This window comes from Nonomuraea sp. NPDC050394 (assembly GCF_044459065.1).
Classification (GTDB): Bacteria; Actinomycetota; Actinomycetes; order Streptosporangiales; family Streptosporangiaceae; genus Nonomuraea.
The window spans coordinates 23,818-31,704 of record NZ_JBITIO010000036.1 but is presented as its reverse complement, the minus strand read 5'-3'; the positions used below and the strand labels follow the sequence as shown (position 1 = coordinate 31,704).

Annotated in this window: 9 protein-coding genes and 1 riboswitch; of the genes, 3 read left to right on the top strand and 6 right to left on the bottom strand. The window is 69.2% G+C overall.

Annotated elements, in window-relative coordinates:
- Nucleotides 1-444: 444 nt before the first annotated feature.
- The 4 genes from ACIBKY_RS55045 to ACIBKY_RS55030 form a co-directional block, all read right to left on the bottom strand.
- On the bottom strand, nucleotides 445-645 hold the full coding sequence (locus ACIBKY_RS55045; protein WP_106250594.1) for a cold-shock protein: 201 nt from the start codon (nucleotides 643-645) through the stop codon (nucleotides 445-447).
- Between the two features lie 231 nt (nucleotides 646-876).
- Nucleotides 877-1,152, bottom strand: coding sequence for a MoaD/ThiS family protein (locus ACIBKY_RS55040; RefSeq protein WP_184976409.1), 276 nt, complete (start codon nucleotides 1,150-1,152; stop codon nucleotides 877-879).
- Nucleotides 1,153-1,167: 15 nt separating this feature from the next.
- Entirely contained in the window at nucleotides 1,168-2,397 is a 1,230-nt protein-coding gene (gene thrC / locus ACIBKY_RS55035; RefSeq protein WP_397110665.1) for a threonine synthase, read from the bottom strand.
- 13 nt (nucleotides 2,398-2,410) lie between these two features.
- Nucleotides 2,411-2,550: riboswitch (SAM riboswitch) on the bottom strand.
- A 79-nt stretch (nucleotides 2,551-2,629) separates the two neighbouring features.
- Entirely contained in the window at nucleotides 2,630-3,184 is a 555-nt protein-coding gene (locus ACIBKY_RS55030; RefSeq protein ID WP_184976413.1) for an RNA polymerase sigma factor, read from the bottom strand.
- Between the two features lie 30 nt (nucleotides 3,185-3,214).
- On the opposite strand from ACIBKY_RS55030, the gene ACIBKY_RS55025 reads away from it, so the two are divergent.
- The gene (locus ACIBKY_RS55025) at nucleotides 3,215-4,633 is read left to right on the top strand and encodes a trehalose-6-phosphate synthase (protein WP_397110662.1); all 1,419 of its coding nucleotides are present in this window, start codon (nucleotides 3,215-3,217) and stop codon (nucleotides 4,631-4,633) included.
- 8 nt (nucleotides 4,634-4,641) lie between these two features.
- Nucleotides 4,642-5,799, top strand: a complete 1,158-nt coding sequence (locus ACIBKY_RS55020; RefSeq protein WP_397110660.1) for an MFS transporter — start codon at nucleotides 4,642-4,644, stop codon at nucleotides 5,797-5,799.
- Here ACIBKY_RS55020 and otsB read toward each other — a convergent pair.
- Together otsB and ACIBKY_RS55010 are read right to left on the bottom strand one after the other, a co-directional pair.
- On the bottom strand, nucleotides 5,768-6,523 hold the full coding sequence (gene otsB / locus ACIBKY_RS55015; RefSeq protein ID WP_397110658.1) for a trehalose-phosphatase: 756 nt from the start codon (nucleotides 6,521-6,523) through the stop codon (nucleotides 5,768-5,770). The two genes, ACIBKY_RS55020 and otsB, sit on opposite strands and share 32 nt — an antisense overlap.
- A gap of 51 nt (nucleotides 6,524-6,574) precedes the next feature.
- Nucleotides 6,575-6,877, bottom strand: a complete 303-nt coding sequence (locus ACIBKY_RS55010; RefSeq protein ID WP_379626086.1) for a DUF3263 domain-containing protein — start codon at nucleotides 6,875-6,877, stop codon at nucleotides 6,575-6,577.
- 186 nt (nucleotides 6,878-7,063) lie between these two features.
- Here ACIBKY_RS55010 and ACIBKY_RS55005 point away from each other — a divergent pair, with 186 nt between their 5' ends.
- Nucleotides 7,064-7,807: an S-adenosyl-l-methionine hydroxide adenosyltransferase family protein gene (locus ACIBKY_RS55005; RefSeq protein ID WP_397110656.1), complete on the top strand. Its 744-nt coding sequence runs from the start codon at nucleotides 7,064-7,066 to the stop codon at nucleotides 7,805-7,807.
- The last annotated feature ends 80 nt before the right edge of the window (nucleotides 7,808-7,887 follow it).

The following is a 7,887-nucleotide window of genomic DNA, read 5'->3' as shown; positions in this document are numbered from 1 at the left end:
AGCACGACATTGCGCCCCTTGGGACCAAGGGTCACCTTCACGGCGTCAGCGAGCTGGTTCATGCCGCGCTCGAGACCGCGCCGGGCGTCCTCGTCAAACGCGATCATCTTGGCTGCCATAAGGCTGGACCTCCCAGATGCAGGGTGGCTTCTCAAGGATCGAGCCGACGCCCGCGACGGCAGCGTGCCCGGCCCGGGGGCCGAACACTTGGGCCCGCATCTCCGTTCGGCAGGCCCCGATCGTCTCGATCCAGGTGTTGGCACTCACATGGAGAGAGTGCCAACGAACTGTTTAGCACTCTACCCGGTCGAGTGCAAGCGAGAGCCACCTCGTCGCAGGTCAGGCCCGATCCCCTCGCGAGATCGGGCCTGTCCTGGTGAGACGAAAGGTGTTTGGCAGAACCGCACGGACTGCGCTGCCGTGCGGGCTGCCTCGGTGCGTGGTTCAAACGGTGCGGACAGATTCCGCCTGCGGCCCCTTCTGGCCTTGTGTGATCTCGAACTCGACCCGCTGGCCTTGTTCGAGTGATCTGTAGCCGTCCATCATGATCGCTGAGTAATGGACGAATACATCCTTACCACCGTCTACCGCGATGAAACCGTAGCCCTTGTCCGCGTTGAACCACTTGACGGTGCCCTGCGCCACTTCCGACTCCTCTTACTGGGCTCTGGATCCCGCCCATTCCTCCGCGAGATCCGCGTTCGCCGCTTTTACCGAAAAACTGGCGGCGATCGCCCTCGACCATACCTGTGGCATGCCGTTGGGCAACAGAGTCAATCTGAAAACTGCCTATTTCATCCTTCGAAGAGTTGAATTTTCCAGAAATGGGAAGGGCACCTCCGAAGAGGTGCCCCAGTGCTAAGAGTGTGCGAAGCGTTAGCCTCCGGCTACCGCGGGGATGATGGAGATCTCGCTCCCCTCGGGGGCCGCGGTGTCGAGCCCCTCGGCGAATCGGACGTCCTCTTGCCCCACGTAAACGTTGACAAAACGCCGAATCTTGCCCGATTCATCGAGAATTCGGGCACCGATCCCCGGGTAGTCGCTGTCCAGCTTCTGAAGGACCTCGCGCAGCGTCGCACCCTCGCCACTGACCTCCGCGTTACCACCCGTGTAGGTGCGCAGAATGGTGGGAATCCGTACAGAAACGCTCATGCCTTAAACTTCCTTTCAGATGGCGCGGAACGCGTCGAGAGAGGGCCGGATGACAGCGGTGGGTTCGGCGATCGACGACACCGCGTCAAGGGTCTTGAGGCCATCGCCGGTGTTCAGCACGACCGTTTCCGCCTCGGGATCCAGCGTGCCGTTTTCCACCAGCTTCTTGAGCACGCCCACGGTGACGCCGCCCGCGGTCTCGGCGAAGATGCCCTCCGTGGAGGCCAGGAGCTTGATGGCCGCGACGATCTCGGCGTCGGTGACGTCTTCCACCGCCCCTCCCGTACGGCGGGCGATGTCGAGCACGTACGGCCCGTCAGCCGGGTTCCCGATGGCCAGCGACTTGGCGATGGTGTCCGGCTTGACCGGCTGGACCACGTCGTGCCCGGCCTTGTACGCCGCCGACACCGGCGAGCAGCCGAGCGCCTGGGCCCCGAACACCTTGTAGGGCGTGTCCTCGACCAGCCCGAGCGCCACGAGTTCCTTGAAGCCCTTGTCGATCTTGGTGAGCTGGGAGCCGGAGGCGATCGGGATGACGATCTGCTCGGGCAGCCTCCACCCGAGCTGCTCGGCGATCTCGTAGGCCAGCGTCTTGGACCCCTCGGCGTAGTACGGCCGCAGGTTCACGTTGACGAAGCCCCACTTGTCGCCCAGCGGGTCGCCGATGAGCTCGGAGCAGAAGCGGTTGACCTCGTCGTAGGTGCCCTCGATGCCGACCAGCCTGCCGCCGAACACCCGGGCCATGGCGATCTTGGCCTGCTCCAGGTCGGCGGGGATGAAGACGCACGCGTCGAGCCCGGCCCTGGCGGCGGCCGCGGTGACCGCGCCGGCCAGGTTGCCGGTGGAGGAGCAGGACAGGGTGTGGAAGCCGAAGTTGCGGGCCGCCTCGACGGCGATGGCCACCACACGGTCCTTGAAGGAGTGGGTGGGATTGCCGGAGTCGTCCTTGATGTGCAGCGACTTGATGCCGAGCGCGCGGCCGAGGTTGCCGGCCTTGACCAGCTTGGTCCAGCCGGGGTTCATGTTCTGCTTGGCCGCCACGTCCACGGGGACCGGCAGGAGCGCCTGGTAACGCCAGATGTTGGTCGGTCCGGACTCGATGCGCGAGCGGGTCACCGTACCGAAGTCATAGGCCACTTCGAGTGGCCCGAAACACTCCAGGCACGCGAAACTGGGGCCGAGGTCATAGCGGGTGCCGCACTCGCGGCAGGAGAGAGCTACAGCAGGACCGAAGTCGAGCGACATGAAGCGAGGCCTTCCCTCATCTTCGCCTGCGGCCACCTTGACCACAGACCGGAATTGGCACCTTGTCCCGGTCGGCCTCGCGGGTGCGAGTCACAATCCGGGAGGGTTGCCGGGGCTTCGCAGGGCCGGTCCCTCCACCCCTCTGGATGAGCAATATGTAGTTGTCGAAAAGGACTCTACCTGGTCAAGCGGATCGGTTGCCCACCCATCTCGACCGGTGAGACAATCCGTCTCACCGATAGTCCTCCCCGAGCACGCCCTGCACGTACTTGCGCGCCTGGTGGATGCGGGATTTCGCGGTGCCGAGCGGGATGCCGAGCTGTTCGGCCACCTCGTTGTAGTCGAGCTGCACGATGTCACGCAGCACGAGCGCCTGCGCCAGGTCGGGCTTGGACGCCTCCAGCGCCTCCATCGCGTCGAGCAGGTCCAGGCGCGAGCCCGCGATCACGCTCACCCGGGCCACGTCCGGCTTCTGCGTGGGCAGCTCGTCGGAGCTCTGCTCGGCCGCCCGCCGCTTCAGCGAGCGGTAGGTCGTGCGGGCGCAGTTGGCCGTCACGATGTGCAGCCACGTGCTGAAGCGCGCCCTGCCCTCGAAGCGGCCGATGTTGCGCGCGACGGCCAGCAGGGTGTCCTGGCAGGCCTCCTCCGCGTCCTGGTGATAGGGCAGGATTCGCGCGCAGTGGCGGAGTACGTGTGGCTCGATCCGCCGCAAGAGCTCGCCGAGTGCGCGATGATCTCCAGCGGCTGCGGAGCGGGCCAGTTCCTCGGTTAGCTCATCAAGCGCCATAGCGGGATCCTATGAGCGGAGGATAGTTAAATGAACAGCGTCCTGGTCGCCTCGAACCGCGGTCCTGTCTCCTTCACCGTCTCCGACGACGGTGAACTCACCATGAAACGCGGTGGCGGCGGACTGGTCTCCGGCCTTTCCGGCGTGGCGAAGGACGAGGGCGTGCTGTGGGTCTGCGCGGCCCTTTCCGACGGCGACCGCAGCGCCGTACGGCAGGCTCCCGGCGGCCGCCTCGACCAGGCCGGCTACGACACCGGGTCGCTGCGCATGCTGGACATCGCCCCCGCGACCTTCCACCGCGCCTACAACGCCGTGGCCAACTCCACGCTGTGGTTCGTCAACCACCTGCTCTACGACATCCCCAACTCCCCGCACTTCGGCACCAGGTTCCAGCGCGAGTGGGAGTCCTACCGCGACTACAACGGCGCCTTCGCGCTGGCGCTGGCCGAGGAGGCCGGGCACGAGGCGCGGGTGATGGTGCAGGACTACCACCTGACCCTCACCCCGGCCATGCTCCGCGCCGAGCGCCCCGACCTGCGCATCGCGCATTTCAGCCACACCCCCTGGGCCCCGCCGGAGTACTTCGCGCTGCTGCCCGACGAGGTGGCCCGTGAGGTCCTGGAAGGCATTCTGGGAGCCGATCACGCCGGGTTCCTCACCGAGCGGTGGGCGCGGGCGTTCACCGACTGCTGCGCGGCCCTGCTGGGCGCCCGGGTGGACGCGCGCGGCGTCACCCACGAGGGCCGCACGACCAGGATCGGCGTGCACGCGCTCGGCGTCGACGGCGAGCAGTTGTGGCGGCGCGCCTGCGAGCCGGACGTGGAGTCGAACGTGGCGGCGCTGCGCGCGCAGACCGGTGACAGGAAGCTGATCGTCCGCATCGACCGCACCGAGCTGTCCAAGAACATCGTGCGCGGCCTGGTCGCCTACCGCGAGTTCCTGGCCGCCCACCCCGAGTGGCACGGCCGCGTGGTGCACCTGGCCTTCGCCTACCCGAGCCGCCACGACCTGCCCGAGTACCGCGAGTACACCGCGGCGGTGCAGCGCTGCGCCAAGGAGATCGAGGACGAGTACGCCACCGAGGACTGGGACCCGCTGATACTCAACGTCAACGACGACTACGCGCGCAGCCTGGCCGCCTACAGGATGGCCGACGTGCTGCTGGTCAACCCGATCCGCGACGGCATGAACCTGGTCGCCAAGGAGGGCCCGATCCTGTCGCCCCGCTGCGTCCTGGTGCTGTCCCGCGAGGCCGGAGCCGCCGCTGAGCTGGGTGCCGACGCGCTCGTGGTCAACCCCTACGACGTCCTGGAGACCGCCCAGGCCCTGCGCACCGCCCTGGTCATGCCCGAGGAGGAGCGTACGCGCAGGGCCGCGAGCCTGGCCGCGTCCGCCACAGCGCTGCCGCCCCAGAAGTGGCTTGCGGCGCAGCTCGATGCCCTGACTTAATGCCTTAAGTGACCACAGTCCGGATCCGTCTGACCCGTGATCTCCCGACCTGGCTCGTCTATCTACAACTCGGCGCCTTCGCCACCTACCTGTACGGGCTGAGCGCCGTCCTGCCGCTGCTGCGCCAGGAACAGCAGGTCTCCAACGCGATCGCCGCCCTGCACGGCACCGCGATGGCCGCGGGAACGCTCCTCGCCGGCGCCGCGCTGCCGTTCCTGGAGCGCAGGTACGGCCGGCGCGCCACGATCTGGGGCAGCCTGGCCGGCATGAACGCGGGCCTGGTTCCGGTCATGCTCACCCCCGCCCTGCCGGCGACCCTGCTGGGCTACGGCCTGGCCAGCCTGTTCGGCTCGGTGGCCCTCTACGCCATGATGGCCGCGCTCAGCGACCACCACGGCCCGGCCGGGCCGGCGGCGATCAGCGAGGCCAACGCGGTCGCGATCCTGTTCGGCATCGCCATGACCTACACGATCAGCGCCACCGCGCAGACCGCGCTCGGCTGGCGGGCGGCCCTGCTGATCACCCCGATCCTCACCGCGCTGATCGCCCTCACGCTCGGCCGCGTCCGCGTGGCCGGCCGCCCGCACGACGGCGCCGCCCGCGCGGGCCTGCCGCCGCCCGGCTGGCGCTTCTACGTGGCGGGCGGCGTGCTCTTCCTCGTGGTCGCGCTGGAGTTCTGCTTCAACCTGTGGGCGGTGCAGCTGTTCGCGTCGAACACCGGGATGGGCGTGGCGGCGGCCACGACCGGGCTGACCGCGTTCACGGCCGGCCTGGCCGTCGGCCGCTTCGCCGGGACGCCGCTGGCCCTGCGCATTGGCCCGCCCGCGCTGCTCACCGGCGCCCTGCTGCTCACCGCGGCCGGCTGGCTGCTGTTCTGGTCGGGCACCCAGCCGCTGCTCGCGTACGCGGGGCTGGCGATCAGCGGGCTCGGCGTCTCGCTGCACTTCCCGCTCGCGCTGGCCGGCGTGCTCGCCACCGACCCGGTGCGGGCCACGGCCGTCTCGCCGGTCTGCGCCGGACTGGCGATGGCCGCGGGCCCGTTCGCGCTGGGCGCGCTGGCCGACGGCTTCGGGACGCGTACGGCCTTCCTCATGGTCCCGGTGCTGATCGCGCTGGCCGTGACGGGCGTGCTGGTCAGCCGCGAACCGCGGCCGTCAGCTCCTTGAGCAGCGCCATCACGCCGTCGGGCCCGTCCACGACGATGTCCGTCCGCTCGGCCAGCTCGGTGACCTCGGCCGAACCACTGCACACGGTGACCCCGGGCAACCCGGAAGCGCGTACCGCGTCGAAGGCGGCCAGATCGCCCAGGTCATCGCCGACGAACATCACCGACCTGGCCGCGCGTTCGGCCAGGAACAACGAGAGCGCCTGGCCTTTGTCCATGCCGGGCGGGCGCAGCTCCAGCACGTACCGGCCGGGTTCGACCACCAGCCCGTTGCGCTCCGCCAGCGCCGCGAGCGGCCGCCGCAGCGCCTCGAAGGCCCCTTCGGGATCGGGACTGCGCCTCGTGTGTACGGCCACCGCCCGCCCCTTGTCCTCGACGGCCACTCCGGTCAGGCCCAGGGCGTCGAGCAGCATCGGCAGCTCGGCCTCGGCCCGCGGCACGCCGGCGGGCGGCGGCGGAGCGCTGACGCGGCCGTTCTCCCACCGCTCGAAGCCGTAGTGCCCGAGGATCACCAGGCCGGGCACGTCGGCCAGGCCTGGACCGAGTTCGAGGACGGTGGCAGGGGGCCGGCCGGTCAGGATGACGACCGCCGACACCCGCCCGCTGAGCTGGGCCAGGATGTCGGGAGCCGCCGGATGGATCCTCGCGGCGGCCGGGTCGGGCACGATGGGCGACAGGGTGCCGTCGAAGTCGAGCCCGATCACCGCCCCTGACGGATCTTTCACGATCGCTTGGATTCCAGGGATGTTCCTCACGCGGCTGGAGTACCCAGCCACCTAGGGACGCATGCCGAGTCGCCGGGCCGCGCGCTCGCGCTGCCGCGTGGCCCGCAGCCGGCGCAGTCGCTTGACCAGCATCGGATCCTGCTCCAGCGCCTCGGGACGGTCGATGAGTTCACCGAGCAACTGGTAGTAACGCGTGGCCGAGAACCCGAAGGTCTCCTTGACGGCCTGCTCCTTCGCGCCGGCGTAGCGCCACCATTGGCGCTCGAAGGCGAGGAGCTGGAGGTCTCGTTCGGTGAGGGGCTGACGGTCGGGTTCCTGGGCAGCACTGTCACCGCTGACCGGTGCGGTGTCCATGGTCGTCCTCCTCGGAAGGGCGTACGGCGCTCACGCCATACGTACGCGGCCCGTGGCCATCGTAATGTGCCAAAGCCGGGTGTTCACCGCGGATCGGGAGACGTACAGTCACCAAGTGTGACCCCAGTCATAACGCTTCTCACCGATTACGGACTCGAAGACGGCTATGTGGCTGCCTGCCATGGCGTGATCGTCGGAATCGCGCCGCAGGCCCGCGTCATCGACGTGTGCCACCTGATCCCTTCGGGCGACGTACGGCGGGGCGCGGCGGTTCTCGCGCAGACCATCCCGTACATCCCGCCCGGCGTGCACATCGGCGCCGTGGACCCGGGAGCGGGCGGGGCCAGGCGCGCGGTGGCCGTGGAAGCGGGGGGACGGGTGTTCATCGGGCCGGACAACGGGCTGCTGTCCTGGGCGGTACACGCCTGCGGGGGCGCCGAGTCCGCCTACGAGATCACCAACGACGCGCTCTTCCTGCGCCCGGTCTCGCCGACCTTCCACGGCCGCGACGTGTACGCGCCGGTGGCCGGGCGGCTGTGCGTGGGCGGCAAGCCGTCCGACCTCGGGCCGGAGATCCCGCTGAACCGGCTCATCTCGCTGCCGGAGCCGACGTCGGTGCTGCGCGAGGGCTCGGTGGAGGGCGAGGTGGTCTCCGTGGACCGCTACGGCAACACCCAGCTTTCGATCGCCGCGGGCGACCTGGCGGCGCTCGGGGTCCGGGTGGGCGACACGCTGGGCGTGTGGATGGGGCGCAGGCAGCTGGCGATGCCGTACCGGGAGACGTACGCGGCGGTGCCGCCGGGCGAACTGGTGGCCTTCGCCGACTCGGCGGGGCTCATCGCCATCGCCGTGAACTCGGGTGATGCGGCCCAGCGCCTGGGGCTCCCGCCGGGCGCGCATGTACGCCTTTCTCCTGCTCCGGTGCGATAGGGACATTACCCCGCGTATCGGTCTGTTTACCGAAGCGTCGGATTGAACCATCGCCTGCGTGCCAGAATGCACGGCAGTTC